16 protein-coding genes are annotated in these 15,134 nt (G+C 50.4%); 6 read left to right on the top strand and 10 right to left on the bottom strand.

Annotated features, from left to right (window positions below; translation table 11 throughout):
• The 4 genes from D6694_06710 to D6694_06695 form a co-directional block, all read right to left on the bottom strand.
• A partial coding sequence (locus tag D6694_06710; GenBank protein RMH43776.1) for a hypothetical protein occupies positions 1 to 218 on the bottom strand: 218 nt, incomplete at its 3' end.
• Positions 218 to 847: a hypothetical protein gene (locus D6694_06705; protein RMH43775.1), complete on the bottom strand. Its 630-nt coding sequence runs from the start codon at positions 845 to 847 to the stop codon at positions 218 to 220. The genes D6694_06705 and D6694_06710, both read right to left, overlap by 1 nt.
• Before the next feature lie 64 nt (positions 848 to 911).
• On the bottom strand, positions 912 to 1,508 hold the full coding sequence (rpoE, locus tag D6694_06700) for an RNA polymerase sigma factor RpoE (protein ID RMH43774.1): 597 nt from the start codon (positions 1,506 to 1,508) through the stop codon (positions 912 to 914).
• A complete protein-coding gene (locus D6694_06695) occupies positions 1,492 to 1,707 on the bottom strand; it encodes a hypothetical protein (protein RMH43773.1) in 216 nt (71 codons plus the stop codon). The genes rpoE and D6694_06695 overlap by 17 nt, the downstream gene beginning before the upstream one ends.
• Between D6694_06695 and D6694_06690 the strand changes: the two genes are divergently transcribed.
• On the top strand, positions 1,706 to 3,325 hold the full coding sequence (locus D6694_06690) for an L-aspartate oxidase (GenBank protein RMH43772.1): 1,620 nt from the start codon (positions 1,706 to 1,708) through the stop codon (positions 3,323 to 3,325). The genes D6694_06695 and D6694_06690 overlap by 2 nt on opposite strands.
• Here the strand turns inward: D6694_06690 and D6694_06685 are convergent.
• Both D6694_06685 and D6694_06680 read right to left on the bottom strand, forming a co-directional pair.
• Complete coding sequence (locus D6694_06685; protein RMH43771.1) at positions 3,314 to 3,754, bottom strand: hypothetical protein; 441 nt, start codon at positions 3,752 to 3,754, stop codon at positions 3,314 to 3,316. The two genes, D6694_06690 and D6694_06685, sit on opposite strands and share 12 nt — an antisense overlap.
• Positions 3,747 to 4,013, bottom strand: a complete 267-nt coding sequence (locus tag D6694_06680) for a succinate dehydrogenase assembly factor 2 family protein (protein ID RMH43770.1) — start codon at positions 4,011 to 4,013, stop codon at positions 3,747 to 3,749. The genes D6694_06685 and D6694_06680 overlap by 8 nt, the downstream gene beginning before the upstream one ends.
• Before the next feature lie 69 nt (positions 4,014 to 4,082).
• On the opposite strand from D6694_06680, the gene D6694_06675 reads away from it, so the two are divergent.
• Positions 4,083 to 5,024, top strand: coding sequence for a folate-binding protein (locus D6694_06675; protein ID RMH43769.1), 942 nt, complete (start codon positions 4,083 to 4,085; stop codon positions 5,022 to 5,024).
• Entirely contained in the window at positions 5,014 to 5,850 is an 837-nt protein-coding gene (locus D6694_06670; protein ID RMH43768.1) for an HDOD domain-containing protein, read from the top strand. Before D6694_06675 ends, D6694_06670 begins: the two co-directional genes overlap by 11 nt.
• A gap of 43 nt (positions 5,851 to 5,893) precedes the next feature.
• Here the strand turns inward: D6694_06670 and D6694_06665 are convergent, their stop codons facing one another.
• Positions 5,894 to 6,232, bottom strand: a complete 339-nt coding sequence (locus tag D6694_06665) for a P-II family nitrogen regulator (GenBank protein ID RMH43767.1) — start codon at positions 6,230 to 6,232, stop codon at positions 5,894 to 5,896.
• Positions 6,229 to 7,920 carry an NAD+ synthase gene (locus D6694_06660; protein ID RMH43766.1) on the bottom strand — a complete coding sequence of 564 codons (1,692 nt, stop codon included), beginning with the start codon at positions 7,918 to 7,920 and terminating at the stop codon, positions 6,229 to 6,231. The genes D6694_06665 and D6694_06660 overlap by 4 nt, the downstream gene beginning before the upstream one ends.
• 71 nt (positions 7,921 to 7,991) lie before the next feature.
• Here D6694_06660 and D6694_06655 point away from each other — a divergent pair, with 71 nt between their 5' ends.
• The 3 genes from D6694_06655 to D6694_06645 all read left to right on the top strand — a co-directional run bounded on the left by D6694_06655 (position 7,992) and on the right by D6694_06645 (position 11,613).
• Entirely contained in the window at positions 7,992 to 9,602 is a 1,611-nt protein-coding gene (locus tag D6694_06655; protein RMH43765.1) for a PAS domain-containing sensor histidine kinase, read from the top strand.
• Positions 9,599 to 10,948, top strand: a complete 1,350-nt coding sequence (locus D6694_06650) for a sigma-54-dependent Fis family transcriptional regulator (protein ID RMH43764.1) — start codon at positions 9,599 to 9,601, stop codon at positions 10,946 to 10,948. The genes D6694_06655 and D6694_06650 overlap by 4 nt, the downstream gene beginning before the upstream one ends.
• Before the next feature lie 128 nt (positions 10,949 to 11,076).
• Positions 11,077 to 11,613, top strand: a complete 537-nt coding sequence (locus D6694_06645) for a hypothetical protein (protein ID RMH43763.1) — start codon at positions 11,077 to 11,079, stop codon at positions 11,611 to 11,613.
• Here D6694_06645 and D6694_06640 read toward each other — a convergent pair.
• Positions 11,610 to 12,035, bottom strand: coding sequence for a prepilin-type N-terminal cleavage/methylation domain-containing protein (locus D6694_06640; GenBank protein RMH43762.1), 426 nt, complete (start codon positions 12,033 to 12,035; stop codon positions 11,610 to 11,612). The genes D6694_06645 and D6694_06640 overlap by 4 nt on opposite strands.
• 12 nt (positions 12,036 to 12,047) lie before the next feature.
• The coding region (locus tag D6694_06635) for a pilus assembly protein PilY (GenBank protein RMH43761.1) at positions 12,048 to 15,134 on the bottom strand (3,087 nt) is incomplete at its 5' end.

Below are 15,134 nucleotides of genomic sequence, written 5' to 3'. Positions count from 1 at the left end.
TCAAGCCGTTCAAAAATAATGCCTTGCGGAGAAACCGAATGCCACACACGAAATGTCCGAATTTTTCCGTTATCAAACAGGACATAAGAGGCGCGATAACTCGAAACACTCAGACTCTCCCCCATCTTGCGCAGCAATTCTTCCAGTGCTGGCGCCTTTTGTGCGTTCACCTGCCCAGCCATCAGCACTAGGAAAAGTAAAAACAAGGCCCTTGTCATCATTGTCGCTTATCTTCTTGGTGACTGGCTTCGGTATCACTCATTTGCTGATAAAGCTCTGGCAACTGTGAGGTTTCGAGCACCGGCGTGAAAGCGCCAAAACCAACCGTTGTACTGGCTTTGATATGCTCGAGCAGCAGCCGCTGGCGTTCAGGATTGTCCCCTAAGCGGGTACGGGTTGCTGGCAAGGAAATTTCCGCACTCGCTGGTGTCACCTGCATCACCGGCAAATTATAGGGATTAACATGCACCATCGTGGATTCGCTGCTAGGGCGCTCGAATAACATCGGTCCTGTCCATAAGGTGACCAGCGCCACACTTGCCGCAATACCAATGCCAACAATACGTTTCGCCCAACCAGTCGGTGTCCCTTTTTCTGCATCGCGCCACGCTGTCGAAGTCAGGACGTGTGGCTCCGAAGCGATCTTTTCTTGAATTGAATCGGCAAAGTCAGGTTTGGCAATACGCTCAACTTCGCCTCGCAATAGCGCCCCAATCAGATGGTAGCGTTCCCAAACGTCCTTTCCTTGCCGACTTTCAAGTATTCGAGAAACCACCTGCGCCGCAGTCGCGTGTTCAACTTCTTCATCAATACATGCGGATAGGCGTTCCAGATCACTATTTTTCATGACGCTTTACTCCCGGCAAAATGCCTAGTTCTGACCATTCTTTTCATACTCGGTTCCTATGCCCTCACCCCGCCACCTCGTCGGCTGTCACTTCAATCATTGGTTTGATAACAGCATCAAGGGCGGCACGGGCGCGAAAAATACGAGAGCGGACAGTGCCTACCGGACACTTCATTCGTTGCGCAATTTCCTCATAACTCAGGCCCTCGAATTCCCTGAGCATAAGCGCGTTTTTTAATTCATCCGGTAAATTTTCAAGTGTCTCTAGCACAGTTCTCTGCAGTTGATCACGCATGAGCAAGCGCTCAGGATTATCAATGTCGCGGAGCGCATCCGCAGAGTCATATTGTTCCGCCTCTATATTGTCAATGTCCGACGTGGCTGGTCGTCGATTTCGGGCCGTAATATGATTTTTTGCGGTATTCACCGCGATTCTGTATAGCCATGTATAAAATGCACTCTCGCCACGGAAGTTGTGAATGGCGCGGTATGCCTTGATAAAGGCTTCCTGTGCCACATCGTGGGCCTCCTCGTAACCAGAAACGAATCTTGAGACCAAACTGACAATCTTATGTTGGTATTTACGCACCAACAGATCGAATGCTCGCTTGTCACCGCGCTGAACCCGTGCCACCAATTCATTATCAATCTCTGCAGCCATAGCGGCTTCTTCCTTTCTCAAAATCAAGCTTGTATCTACTGCGTAGGGCCTTTTCTCGCTTGCCCAACCTAGACAACAAGCGATGAAAAAAGTTCATATGGCACCCACCATGCTTTTCTGAGTAAAATAGTAACACGTTTGGCGATATCCCCTTGTATTGACACGCCTTGCCCTTTGACAGGAAGCCCAAGATGTCCATGCCCCCCTTTTATGATGTCCTTATCATTGGCTCCGGCGCTGCAGGTTTGAGCACGGCGCTTCGCCTCTCAGGCAAAGGTGGAAAAATTGCAGTTTTGAGCAAAGGGCCGCTCCGGGAAGGCTCAACCTACTATGCACAGGGTGGTATCGCCGCCGTCTTGGACGATAAAGATTCCTTTGAGTCGCATGTCAATGACACGCTGCGAGCAGGGGCTGGTCTATGTCACAAAGAGGTTGTGGAATATACAGTCGCACACGCACCGGACGCCATTCGCTGGTTAATCGAAACTGGCGTATCGTTTTCGCCAGGCCACGACAATCCCAGTGGATATCACTTGAACCAAGAGGGTGGCCACAGTCATCGCCGCATTATCCATGCGGCGGATGCCACCGGGAAAGCCGTGGAAACCACTTTGGAGCAAGCCGTCAAGTCTCGTGATGACATTGATATTTTTGAGCATTTTATGGCGGTTGATTTGCTCACCACCGATCGGCATGCGATTGGCATTACCGATGCTGGTCGCCGTTGCTTTGGTGCCTATATCCTGAATACAAAAACCCAGCAGGTCACGTTATTACGCGCGCGTTTTGTGGTGCTCGCAACAGGAGGGGCTTCTAAGGTCTATCTCTATACGTCAAACCCGGATATTTCGTCCGGAGATGGGATTGCCATGGCATGGAGAGCAGGATGCAGCGTGGCCAACCTGGAATTCAACCAGTTTCACCCGACGTGTCTCTATCACCCGCAAGCACGTTCTTTTCTAATTTCGGAAGCCGTTCGTGGTGAAGGCGGCATCCTCAAGTTACCAGATGGATCACGTTTTATGCATCATTTCGATGAACGTGCTGAACTGGCACCCCGTGATATTGTTGCGCGAGCCATTGACCATGAGATGAAACGGCTTGGGGCCGATTGCTTGTACCTTGATATTTCTCACAAGCCAGCCGATTTCATTCGATCGCATTTTCCCACCATCTATGAAAAGTGTTTGACTTTGGGTATCGACATCACGAAAGAGCCAATTCCGATCGTGCCAGCCGCCCATTACACTTGCGGTGGTGTTCGAACCGATCTACATGCCCGAACGGATCTGGATGGGTTATATGCAGTCGGTGAAGTTGCCTGTACAGGGTTGCATGGTGCCAACCGTATGGCCAGCAACTCGTTACTGGAATGCCTCGTATTTGCTGAAGCCGCGGCCAACGACATCTTAGCCCACTGGACAGAGATGCCACCCCCACCGAGGGCGCCAGAATGGGACGAAAGCCGGGTGCGCGATTCAGACGAAGAAATCATTGTGGCCCACAATTGGCATGAACTTCGCCAATTAATGTGGGATTATGTTGGCATTGTGCGTTCCGATAAACGGTTGCAAAGAGCGCGCCGACGTATCCAGCTGCTCAAACAAGAAATCAACGAATATTATGCCAATTTCAAGGTGACAAGCGATCTTCTGGAACTGCGCAATTTGGTTGTGGTGGCAGATCTCATCGTTGAATGCGCCTCCCGACGTAAAGAAAGCCGAGGATTGCACTATAGCCTTGATTATCCTCATATGCTTCCGGACGCAAAAGACACTATACTTTCCCCAATCGATAGCATGTCGTCAGCGGGTTGATTGTGACCGCCATGAAGCGAGTAAGGCTCGGCTCAATCCTTTAAAATCACCGACAAGTCGCATCGGGGTGACAATCGCACAAAACTTTTTCTTCCGCGCATCCTGCCAGCAAATCCCGAGCCAATTCATGCCAAACCACGGTTTTCCAGCCAGTCTCACCTCTTTGGTCTCACCACTGGCCAAATGCACACGCCACCCTCCGGCACCGAGCTCGATTTTCACCACACTGTTCGAGGCATTAAGTGCACAATATCGCTGCCAGTAGATAATGACCCATGGCATCAGGAGTGGAAACAGCGCTATTTTTAGCCATGGAACAACATCCAACTGTAAGACAGCGATCATGTATATCGCCCAAATTGTGACAGGCCATAGTATTGGCTCTGATGAGGGACGAAGCAACCACTCTTGTTGTACCTTTTCAACCATTGTGTTGCCGGAAAATACGAATACTTTCTACCAAGTGCTCGAACTCATTAGGCGGCGTTTCATAACCCATCAACCAGGCGAACAAATCGGGATCTGGCGCTTCAAGGAATTGTAGGTACTGCATTAACTCGTTGTAGTCCCACTCATCAGCATACCGCTCCACAAATGAGCGCAAAAAAACGTCCAACTCCAGCATCCCTCGTCGACTTTCAAATTTTGCTTTCGCGCGGAGTATTTGGAGATCCTCGAGTTCGTTCATCGGTGCGCCGAAATCGTAAGCAGTTTACAATAGTGCTATTGTACCAAAAATTTAAGGCGTCCTTTTACCATGTGCTTCTGGAAGAATGCGACCAATATTTCACCGCTCCCATCATTGACCAAAAATCAATCAGCAGTTGAGTGGCTTTCCACACTCAAAAGTGAAGTGACTCTCGTCCCAATGCCAACACTTTCAGTCGTGCGACTCACGGGTAAGGATGCACGACGTTTCCTTCAAGGCCAAAGCACCTGTGACGTGGAACATCTCCAAGAAAATGAAGGCACGGTCGGTGCTGTCTGTACGCCGAAAGGTCGTATGGTGGCCAATTTCCGTCTGATTGCTAAAAATGAGGCACTGTTTTTCGTTGTGCCTACAGACAATGTGGAGAATTTCTTAAACCACCTCAAAAAATACATCGTATTTTTTCAAGCAGAACTCTCTGTCTGCAGCACGCTCGGCGTCCTCTACAGTCGTGAAAGTTCACTGCTCGGTCATCCAGCGGCTATGACGTTGTCACCGCAGCATCAGCTCTATTTATTGACCGAAGAGATGCGTGATCAACTGCTCGAATCAGACGAAACGCAATTTCTCCCGGAGACTGTTGGTTATGCCCTAGATTTGAGTGCTGGTTTTGCCCACATCCGCGGCGAGACCAGTGAACAATTCTTACCGCATGAGGCTGGATTGATTCAGGCAGGCGGCGTGAGCTTCAGCAAAGGGTGTTATACCGGCCAAGAAATCATTGCGCGGATGCATTATCGTGGCAAGCTGAAGTTTATACCGAGCATTGTCGAAGTGGCTGGCGAACTCCCCGCACAACATTGTGTTGCAAAAGAATTGACAGGGACCGCCGACATTATCGATTACGTCACACTGGGGGATACGAACCGACTCGCCATTGCCTCGCTCCCGAAGTCATGGCTAGCACAAAAAACGATTGTCCTTGAAAATGACGCTATACTTAGCATTATCACCAACCTAGCTGACAACGAGCATACCGATGAGTCTTGAACAACAATTCACACAGGAACTTCTGGAAGCCATTGAAAATGACCAATTGGTCTTGCCAACCCTTCCTGAAGTTGCCTTACAGATTCAGGATGCGGTGAACGATCCTGAAGTATCCGCCAACAAATTGGCCGAAGTCATTGGACAAGATGCGGCCATGGCCGCTAGCATCATCAAGGTTGCCAACTCGCCTTTGCTCCGTGGCCGAGTCGTCGTCGATAACCTACAGCTCGCGATCACACGACTAGGTATTACCTTTGTCCGCAACCTTGCGCTCGGGTTGGCCATGGAACAAATGTTTCAGGCCACGACCGACGTGGTTGATCGTCTTTTGCGGAAATCTTGGGAGCATAGCGTCGAAGTGGCGGCCATATGCCAAGTCCTTGCCAGTCGCCATCCGCGGCTTAAAGTGGATCAGGCAACCCTCGCTGGTTTGACCCACCAAATTGGGGTGTTGCCAATTTTGACTTTGGCAGAAGAAACGCCAGAACTGCTCGAAAATGAGGATGTTCTTGAAGAAATCATCGAAAAGCTGCATCCGCAAATAGGTACGGCCATTCTAAAAAGCTGGGATTTCTCTGAGGAGTTGGCGATTGTCCCATCCGCTTACCTTGATTTCGGACGCGACTCGCAAGATGGCCCGGACTACGGCGATCTAGTCACGGTCGCCAACCTGCAAAGCCTGATCGGCACCAACCACCCACTCACGCAATTAGATTGGTCGACAATTCCCGCCTTTGAGAAGCTCGGCATTTCGCCTGATATTGAAGTCACGGAAATGGAAGATTTTAAAGAGAATCTGGAGGAAGCGAGACAAATCTTTATTTGATTCGCCGTGCACAATCAAGGCCCTGTAGGGGCTTTGATTGTGCTTATACCGCGTCATCATTTTCTTCTGCAGTTCGAATCCTGACAACACGCCCCACATCTAACACAAAAATTTTGCCATCCCCAATTTTGCCCGTATAGGCGGCTTGACGAATCGTCTCCACAGCCTCATCCACGCGATCATCACTTAATACCACTTCAATTTTTATTTTCGGTAAAAAATCCACCAAATATTCTGCACCTCGATAAAGTTCCGTGTGTCCTTTCTGGCGGCCAAACCCCTTCACTTCTATGACCGTCATACCATTGATCCCAATCGACGACAATGCCTCACGCACATCGTCAAGCTTAAAAGGTTTAATAATGGCTTCTATTTTTTTCATGGTTTTAAATCCCTAATCTTACGCGGTTGCCAGCGATAGCCAGAAGTAATTGGATAACGTCGGTCTCGACCAAAAGCGCGTGCTGTCACGCGCACCCCTGGTGGCGCCTGACGACGCTTGTGCTCATTAATATCAACCAAATGCATGACACGTTCAACCACCTTGGCATCGAAGCCCTGCGCCACCAAATCATCCAGAGCAGCATCTTGCTCAATATAAGCTTCCAATATGGCGTCTAGGACCGGATACGGCGGAAGAGAATCTTCATCTTTTTGTCCAGGCGCCAATTCTGCACTCGGTGGACGTTCCAGAACACGCTCAGGAATGACTGGCGAAATCCGATTTCGATAACGCGCCAGACGGTACACCCAAGTCTTGAAAACGTCCTTTAGGACACCAAAGCCTCCTGCCATATCACCATACAAGGTAGCGTAACCAACCGCCATTTCCGACTTGTTTCCAGTGGTTAACACGATACGACGGAATTTGTTCGAAATCGCCATCAATAATACGCCTCGACACCGCGCCTGAAGATTCTCTTCGGTGACGTCTGTCTCGGTACCGGAAAACAAAGGCGCGAGTGCTGCTTGAAAAGCCTCCACCATTGGTGCGATCGAAATCACATCGTATTGCACGCCTAGCCGCTGAGCTTCTTCCTTAGCATCTTCCAGACTCATGGAACTGGTGTAATGATAGGGCATCATCACTGCCTGGACACGCCCCGCGCCCAAGGCATCCGCAGCAATGGCTAACGTCAGCGCCGAATCTATTCCCCCGGAAAGGCCAATGACCGCGCCATCAAACCCATTTTTGTTCACATAGTCACGGACACCCAACTTAAGCGCTTCGTACAAATCCTCTTCTTCATGAATCGTTGGCCAAATAATATCTTCGCAAACGGCGACTTTGTGCTGTTCGAGAGAAACACTGACAACGTCTTCCCGCCATGCCAAAGCCAAAGCCAACAGCCGACCGTTGGGCGCCACCACACATGAACGACCATCAAACACCAGCTCATCCTGGCCACCAACCCAATTGACATAGGCCAATGGTGCTGCCAATGTTTGTGCTTGTCGTGTCACCAACTGTCGTCGTTCAAGTGGCTTCCCCCTGTGGTAAGGGGAGGCATTGGCCACCAATACCCAATCTGGCTTCTCGTCGGCTAGTGCTGAGACCACTTCGTCATCCCACACATCTTCACAAATCAGCAAACCAATCCGAAGCCCGGCCCATTCCAATACCCCGGGCTGATGAGCCGCCGTAAAATAACGCTGTTCATCGAATACCGAATAATTTGGTAACGCACATTTCCTTGCCGCCACACGTCGCTCATTCCTAGAGACAAAGTACAATGCATTGTAAGGCCGCTTAGCACCATGATATTCCGGCGCCCCAACCAGCAGAGATATGTGTTCCGGAATCGCATTGCTAAGTTTGATGAGCGCAGCTTCAACGCGCGCCGACATTTCTGGTTTCAACAACAAATCTTCCGGCGGATACCCCGTGATGGCAAGTTCGGGAAACAAAATCAAACGAGGCGTTTTGTCTGTGGCAAAACGCCGAGTCAACTGAATAATACGTTCAGTGTTGCCCGCAATATCGCCGACCAACCCATTCGTCTGTGCTAACGTTAACAACATTTGTTGACAGGGCTTAGTTACGACAAGACGCCTATTGTCTACGAACATCGCATTGTGTCAAAGCGAAAGTTTGGCAATCTTTGCTAGAATGATGGCAATCGTAAGATCAAAGAACGCCAATGAAATCCACACCGTACCGTAAATTTGAGCTATGGCGCGATGCTTGGCGCGCCTTTTTGGTGTTCAACGGCTTCAGAGTGTTTGTGCCTCTGGCAATCGCCGCAGTTTATTTCACACCACTCCGTCCCGTCTTCCTTGGCGCACAAGCGCCGACACTATTTCCGGTTATCTTGTTTATCTACCTTCTTGTAAATTTGCTTCTGTTTGCCATTTTGCCGAGATGGAAACAGTCACTGGCGAACATTGTCCTTCTTGCCGCTGGTATTGATGTGGTTGGCGTCACTCTGATGACGCATGCCAGTGGTGGGGTCTCCAGTGGACTGGGCGCTTTATTGATTGTCACTTGTGCTGGCGTCGGCCTCCTCCTCCCAACACGAATCGCTCTCACTATTGCTGCGATTGCGTCGGTGGCCATTCTCGGTGAACATACGTTGCGTGTTTTGAACCAGGCGGGTGCAGCAGATCAATACATACAGGCTGGCATTCTCGGTGGGATTTATTTTTTTGCGACCATCACTGCTTCCATGCTCGCTCGGCAAACGGTCGAATCAGAACGGAGAGCCAGAGAGCGAGCACGGGCGCTCGAACGGATGCGGAAACTCAACGAACATGTTTTGCGATACATGGAGACTGGGGTGTTGGTCATAGACGCCAGAGGTTGTATCGAACAGCACAATCGCGCTGCCTGGCGCTTCTTGGGCATGCCGGAAAAAATACGCGGCAGACGTTTAAATCATATCAGCCCAAACCTTGCCAAAGCGCTTAGCAATTACAAACGCGACCCCCAGTACGAACCGCCTCCACTCAAGGCCACAACCACAGGGCCGCTTCTTGATGTCACATTCCGTCGAGTGCTGGAACACAAAGAAACAGTCATCGTTTTTCTCGAAGATCGCGCCAAAATCACGCAGACGGCTCAAAACCTCAAGCTGGCTTCGCTCGGCCGACTTACGGCCAGTATCGCGCATGAATTGCGAAACCCGCTTGGTGCGGTCAGTCATGCTGCCCAACTGTTGGCGGAAGGCCAACAGTTGGGCGCAGAAGAGAAAGAATTGATATCGATAATCCTCAATCATACCGAGCGTATGAACTCCATCATTGTCAGCATTCTTGAACTGTCGCAGAGAAAGGAAGCGCGCATTGATGACGTTGATCTCACTAAACTGCTCCCACGATTTGTCCAGGAATATCAATTGGCGCAGAAAAATTCGCCAGTCATAGAATTAGACATTGACAAGCCCAGTATTCCGATCCGGTTTGACAAAGGACAACTATTTCAACTACTGACCAATTTGTGCGATAACGCCATTCGCCATAGCGCAGAGCACACGGGGCGCCCCTATGTGCACATATTCGCGGGGGTTGCTTATCATTCCGGTGACCCTTATCTTGAAGTCTTGGATGAAGGCCCGGGAATTAAGCCTGAGCTGCGTGACTACATTTTTGAACCGTTCTTTACCACATCAGCTAAAGGATCTGGGCTCGGGCTTTATTTGTCGCGGGAATTATGCGAAGCCAATGGTGCCCGCATTGAGTATGTCGCGTCCCCAAAAGGCGGCGCTTGTTTTCGGATATATTTCCAAGCTGGTAACAATAAGAACCTATCATGAGTATCAATCACACCCCCAAAGTACTGATTGTCGATGATGAACCGGACATTTTACAGCTGCTCACATTGACTTTCTCCCGTATGTCGATTCCTGTTGATACAGCGGAGAACTGTAACGAGGCCAAAGAAAAGATCCATAAAAACGAATACCACTTTTGCTTAACTGACATGCGCTTACCAGATGGCACCGGAATGGATATTATCGACTGGATCCAGACTATGCAGCCCAATTGCCCAGTGGCCGTGCTCACCGCCCACGGTAATATGGAGCTTGCCATAGAAGCCCTCAAACGAGGTGCTTTTGACTTTGTGTCAAAACCCGTCGATATCAACAAGCTTCGTGAACTGGTCGAGACCGCACTTAAACTGTCTAAAGATGTTAAACAGGCGCCCGCATCTGCGACCAAACGCTTACTTGGCGTTTCGACAGCCATGATTCAGTTGCGCTCCACCATTCAAAAAGTGGCGCGCAGCCAAGCGCCTGTCATGATTTATGGAGAAAGCGGAACGGGAAAAGAGTTGGTAGCCCGACTCATTCACGACAGTAGTCCACGCACTGACGGACCCTTTGTACCAGTCAATTGTGGCGCCATTCCAAGCGAACTGATTGAAAGTGAACTGTTTGGCCACGTCAAAGGCGCCTTTACCGGCGCACACCAGAACAAAATCGGACTGTTTGAACAAGCGAATGGTGGCACGCTATTTCTTGACGAAGTGGCGGAATTGCCGGTTGCGATGCAAGTGAAATTGCTTCGCGTACTGCAGGAAAAGGCAATTCGACCGGTGGGTGATGTAAAGGAGAAAAGTATTAATGTTCGAATTCTTTGCGCCACGCACAAAAATTTATCTGAGCTAGTTCAAAATGGCCAGTTTCGGCAAGACTTGTATTATCGGCTGAACGTCATTGAGATCCACGTCCCACCATTGCGGAAACGCAAGCAGGATATTGCTGATCTAGCCAACCACTTTCTCAAACGTATTGCACCTAATATGCAACTGACACGACAAGCCTTACGCCGGCTCACCGAATATCACTACCCAGGCAATGTGCGTGAACTTGAGAATATTATCGAGCGAGCGGTCGCCTTGACTGACAGTCAAATTATTGATGCTCACGATTTGGACTTTATCTCAGGCAGTCCCTCTTTCGAATCGTCACCCACAACAGGCTCACCTCGACCAGCCGGAATGTCGCTTGATGACTATCTACACGATATTGAAAAACGTGAATTATTGGCCGCACTTGAAGAAACCGGTGGCAACAAAACGAAAGCCGCAGAACTGCTTGGCATCAGCTTTCGCTCGCTACGCTATAAGCTGAAAAAACATGGTTTGTCTGACCGCTAGTCTAAGAAATTTCTGAAGCTCATTTCAGCGCAATCCGACGGCTCCGACCGTCGCGTTTGCCTTTACCGTTTGGCTCGCCCCCGATATGGTATGCCACAACCGTCACATGGATATGACGTTTGTTTGATATGACTCAGCAGGGACGTTCGTTACTTGAAATGTTATGCGTGTTGTTCATCATCGGTGTTATCACTCAGAATGCATCAGCTTCATGGTCTTGGCTTGTCGCGCGTGAACAATTGGCTTCCTTAACCAATCATTTGATGAGTGAACTTCGTTTCGCACAACACCAAGCGCTTGTGCATCAAACGGCTGTGACTTGGTGCGCCAGCCCGGATAAACAACATTGCAGCAACGACTGGCACAACCTCCGGCTCGTGTTTATCGACAAAAACAGAGATCAAGAAAGACAGCCTGACGAGCCCATACTCAAGCAGTTCGATGCGCTAACACAGACGGCATGTGCGGTTTGGAGAAGTTTTCGGCCACGCCCAGGACTCACCTACACCTCGACGGGTATGACCGACCACCAAAACGGCACATTCACTCTCTGTATCAAAAACAACAACATGCTACTTGTGAATCAACTTGTGCTCACCAAGCTAGGCCGGCTGCGAGTCGTCACACAGCCCGACATTCCCACACCCCCTGCTTGTGCCGACTAGCAACTATTGCCTGATTGGGGCCAACAGTTTTTCCCTTTCCATGTCTTATTGCCCGCATTATCGTAGGTTAAAGCGCCATCTCCGGCCTGCGTGCCGCCGCTCACGGGGGTTGCTGTCAATGTCCAGCTCGTCGGCGTCACCTCTAACGACAAAGTGTAATCAGGTTTGCCACCTTCCACTGGCACCTGATCGGCAAAGATGCCGCCACTACCAAGCGTCGCGCCGGTATAACGACCGTTGTTCGCTGATTTATAACGTTCAAGTGCCTGTCCTGCCTGAACGAGCGCTGCCATCGCAGCCGCCCGTTTTGTTCGGACAATATAGTTTTGGTAACTGGGAATGGCAAAGGCGGCGATCACCGAAATGATCACCACCACCACGAGCAATTCTATTAATGTAAATGCTTTGCGATTACGCATCATTTTGCCTCACAATTAATCTGTCCGTCTGCGCCACTTAATCGAACGCAACCGTTCGCCCGAGGTAAACAACATATCATCAAAGCACATGGTACCAAAACATACAGACGCCTCCGTCGGTTCAAAGATGACTAATGGACTCGGCGGGATACCGCGCCCCAAATCTCGGCAATAGTCACCATCAGCACAGTTGTTGACGGAGGGCAATGGCTTTGTGTCATCCAAAACGCCGTTGCCATTGAGATCGAGTTTTGGCTCGCCGTCAAGGATGCTGAGTGCGTAGGCGCGCCCACTACCTTCTGCCGGCGCACACGCCGACACCGTACTGCCACCTGCAGGAATGTAGGTGGTAAAGATAACGGTGTTGTTGTAGGTAATGGAGTCAGACAATACCTTCTCGCCAGCTTCATTGAACTGAATATACCAGCCATATTTTTTCGCCGTGCTATTTTCGATGAGATCCAATGCGTCACTGGTACCATCGCCATTGCTATCGCCTACGATGGCCGTGACATTGACCAGATCGCTATCGCGCAAGTCCTTGCTACCGAGCAGTGGAAATTGCTTGCCATCCAACACCCAAATGTCTCGGATGACATAGAATTTCTCATTGATGACGGTATCTAACGGATGCGCCCGATAGCCGGAACCAATGCTGACCGCCACAAAATCTTTGTATTGCGGCCGCTTGATCACAGCGACATCCGGGGCATTGTAGAAACGACGATTCCCCGAAGCACCTGAGCCATCGTGTAACCACGCGATACGGCCCCCGACGGCGAAATCAGCTGCGCCTGAGTTGTTTTGGTTGACATCAAAGCGGAATATTTGTCCGCCCATATCGCCAACATAGATGTGCTCAACGTAACCATGTCCCGTAATGTCGATGGCCCGTATATCGGCCGGAATCGAGTAATCCATGTTGGCCTTCGCCGACACACCAATCGCCGGGTCTTGAGCGTCGATGCGTGCATCCCAAAGCTTTTGTCCAGTTCTTGCGTCGGCGATATAAACGGTACGGCCCATCGAGTCCGTTGATGAGGGACCGGCGACATCCTGATTCGGATCGTAGCCCCCTCCGAAAATGACGACATCGCGATCTGCACCATTCCATTTAATTTTGGCCGGGATCATGCCGGACCAAGTTTGACCAAGCTCCTTATAATCACCAACACCACCTTCGATCACAAATTGTAACTTGGGCTTCGCCGGATCACTGATGTCGAACGCGTAGTAGTTCCGTCCACCTCGACGCATGCCGACATACAATATCGCTGTTTCGCCTGGATCCACCATCGCGTTGCCGTTGGCATCGTCCATGAACAGTGTGATGCGCCCATCCAGACCATAGATATGATTTGTCGGCGTGCCGTCATTCATAAAGGTTTTTAAATTGGCCAGCAGATCTTTTGGAATGAAAGCCCAAGCCTCCGTCCCGTCCGTGGCGTTCACCGCATGCAAATAGCCATGATTGTCGCCAACAAAGACAAGCGTCTTGCCCGTCGAAGTGCCATCATTGTAGGTCACCACAAACGGCCGGGAGTGCAACGGGTCTCCATATTGTTTACGGGCAGCCCCACTCCCTGATTTCACATCAATGCCACGGGCCCACTTGAGAATATCGTCCCGTTCACTCGAGCTTCCAGCGCCCAACATGCTTTCCGTGATGCTAATGTTACTTTCGGTGACGCGGTTGCCCGAGTTGGTCAAGTCAAACGGGGCACTTCCATCAACATTGGAATAGACATTCCGAGTCGTGGTCAATTGTTCGGCAGCACCACCAACAGGAACTTTATCGCCATCCACCACGCTTGACCAGAAGCTTTTGGCCGTTGGAATAAAGCCACCACTCACCGAGTCAACCGCTGGCACGCCAAGGGAGTCCAAAATGACGCCCTCATGAATCCGGTAACGTTTCAAATTGCCAGGCCATGTTGCATCCGTATCTGGTTGGAAAAGTGAAAAGTACAACTCATCACGATGCGTTAATCGGTTAAATTGGTTTACCGACACACCGGCTGACACGAAAATCCGGCTGCCATCCTGAATGTTGCTCACAATGGCACGAAACGCATCCAGCAAATCTTTTTTGTTATAGGCAGCCCGATACAGACCACCGCCATTGTCCGCAATCTCCTTCAGGAACGTAATATTCTCGGCAAAGCTGATGGTGTGGGTCACCACATGCTGTGAGTTGCTCACCCAGCTTGCTTGGTCTTGGTTGGCCAAAAATTTTGCTAATTTGCGTGTGCAATCCCGGCCACCATCACCAGACGCGCAACTTTGATTAATGATCGTCTTGATAAAGGCCGCAGTATCACTGGTGTGCGCATTCGGCTGTCCGTCCGAGAGCAGTACGATATGATTGGTGCCACACACATCATCAATTGGACTGATATACACCGGGTTACCATCCACATACTCGTCACGACAGCTCCAGTCACTCGATGCCCAGTCCGGACAACCAGTTGGTAACACATCGGTGCCGCCAGTATAACTTTCCGGGTGCGAAGTGCGGAACAGGTAGTGACGAGGGTTGCCACGCACACGACCATAATGCACCGCTTCCCCGCGGTAATAGCGAGCGGCTTCACCTAGGGTGCCAGAAATTGGTGTGTAGCCACCTGCGGTGAACGCATCCACCGTTTGCTTGAGGAGTTGGCGCACCGTGATGGCCCCAGACTGATAGGCGCCCTTGTAGGTAATGCGGAGCAGCGGCGCGCGAGAGGGGCTCTCATTCACCGAATAAACGCCTTCTGTTCCTTTCACTATCGACTGAATCACAAAAGCCATCGCATTACCAGCGCTCCAATCGGAGCGGGAGACCAAAGACGAAACAATGGGAGAGATGTCGACAGTCTTGATCACTTCCTGATCAGTAAACGGGCCTCGTGACCATGACACTTCTGTTGTCCGAGGCCGACTGGAAATATTCTTATAGCTACCACTGAAAGTGGAGGGATTCCCGTCATTCACACCCCAAATCTTGGCCGTCAAACTCTCGCTGCGTTTGCCTCTTGCGACCATCTCAATTTCGGCTGATAAAATGCTCGCCCCTTTGGGAACTTGCACGTCTTCGAATCGCAAGCCAACATATTCATT

It is taken from the genome of Gammaproteobacteria bacterium, from assembly GCA_003696665.1.
In the GTDB taxonomy this organism is placed as follows: Bacteria; Pseudomonadota; Gammaproteobacteria; order Enterobacterales.
Note: the sequence above shows the minus strand (reverse complement) of the source record. Positions and strands in the feature narration are given on the sequence as shown.

What these genes read in the sequence shown, in the direction of transcription:
- D6694_06705 (RMH43775.1), bottom strand. Translation starts at nt 847, where the DNA reads ATGAAAAATAGTGATCTGGAACGCCTATCCGCATGTATTGATGAAGAA.
- rpoE (RMH43774.1), bottom strand. Translation starts at nt 1,508, where the DNA reads ATGGCTGCAGAGATTGATAATGAATTGGTGGCACGGGTTCAGCGCGGT.
- D6694_06690 (RMH43772.1), top strand. Translation starts at nt 1,706, where the DNA reads ATGCCCCCCTTTTATGATGTCCTTATCATTGGCTCCGGCGCTGCAGGT.
- D6694_06695 (RMH43773.1), bottom strand. Translation starts at nt 1,707, where the DNA reads ATGGACATCTTGGGCTTCCTGTCAAAGGGCAAGGCGTGTCAATACAAG.
- D6694_06685 (RMH43771.1), bottom strand. Translation starts at nt 3,754, where the DNA reads ATGGTTGAAAAGGTACAACAAGAGTGGTTGCTTCGTCCCTCATCAGAG.
- D6694_06680 (RMH43770.1), bottom strand. Translation starts at nt 4,013, where the DNA reads ATGAACGAACTCGAGGATCTCCAAATACTCCGCGCGAAAGCAAAATTT.
- D6694_06675 (RMH43769.1), top strand. Translation starts at nt 4,083, where the DNA reads ATGTGCTTCTGGAAGAATGCGACCAATATTTCACCGCTCCCATCATTG.
- D6694_06670 (RMH43768.1), top strand. Translation starts at nt 5,014, where the DNA reads ATGAGTCTTGAACAACAATTCACACAGGAACTTCTGGAAGCCATTGAA.
- D6694_06665 (RMH43767.1), bottom strand. Translation starts at nt 6,232, where the DNA reads ATGAAAAAAATAGAAGCCATTATTAAACCTTTTAAGCTTGACGATGTG.
- D6694_06660 (RMH43766.1), bottom strand. Translation starts at nt 7,920, where the DNA reads ATGTTCGTAGACAATAGGCGTCTTGTCGTAACTAAGCCCTGTCAACAA.
- D6694_06655 (RMH43765.1), top strand. Translation starts at nt 7,992, where the DNA reads ATGAAATCCACACCGTACCGTAAATTTGAGCTATGGCGCGATGCTTGG.
- D6694_06650 (RMH43764.1), top strand. Translation starts at nt 9,599, where the DNA reads ATGAGTATCAATCACACCCCCAAAGTACTGATTGTCGATGATGAACCG.
- D6694_06645 (RMH43763.1), top strand. Translation starts at nt 11,077, where the DNA reads ATGACTCAGCAGGGACGTTCGTTACTTGAAATGTTATGCGTGTTGTTC.
- D6694_06640 (RMH43762.1), bottom strand. Translation starts at nt 12,035, where the DNA reads ATGATGCGTAATCGCAAAGCATTTACATTAATAGAATTGCTCGTGGTG.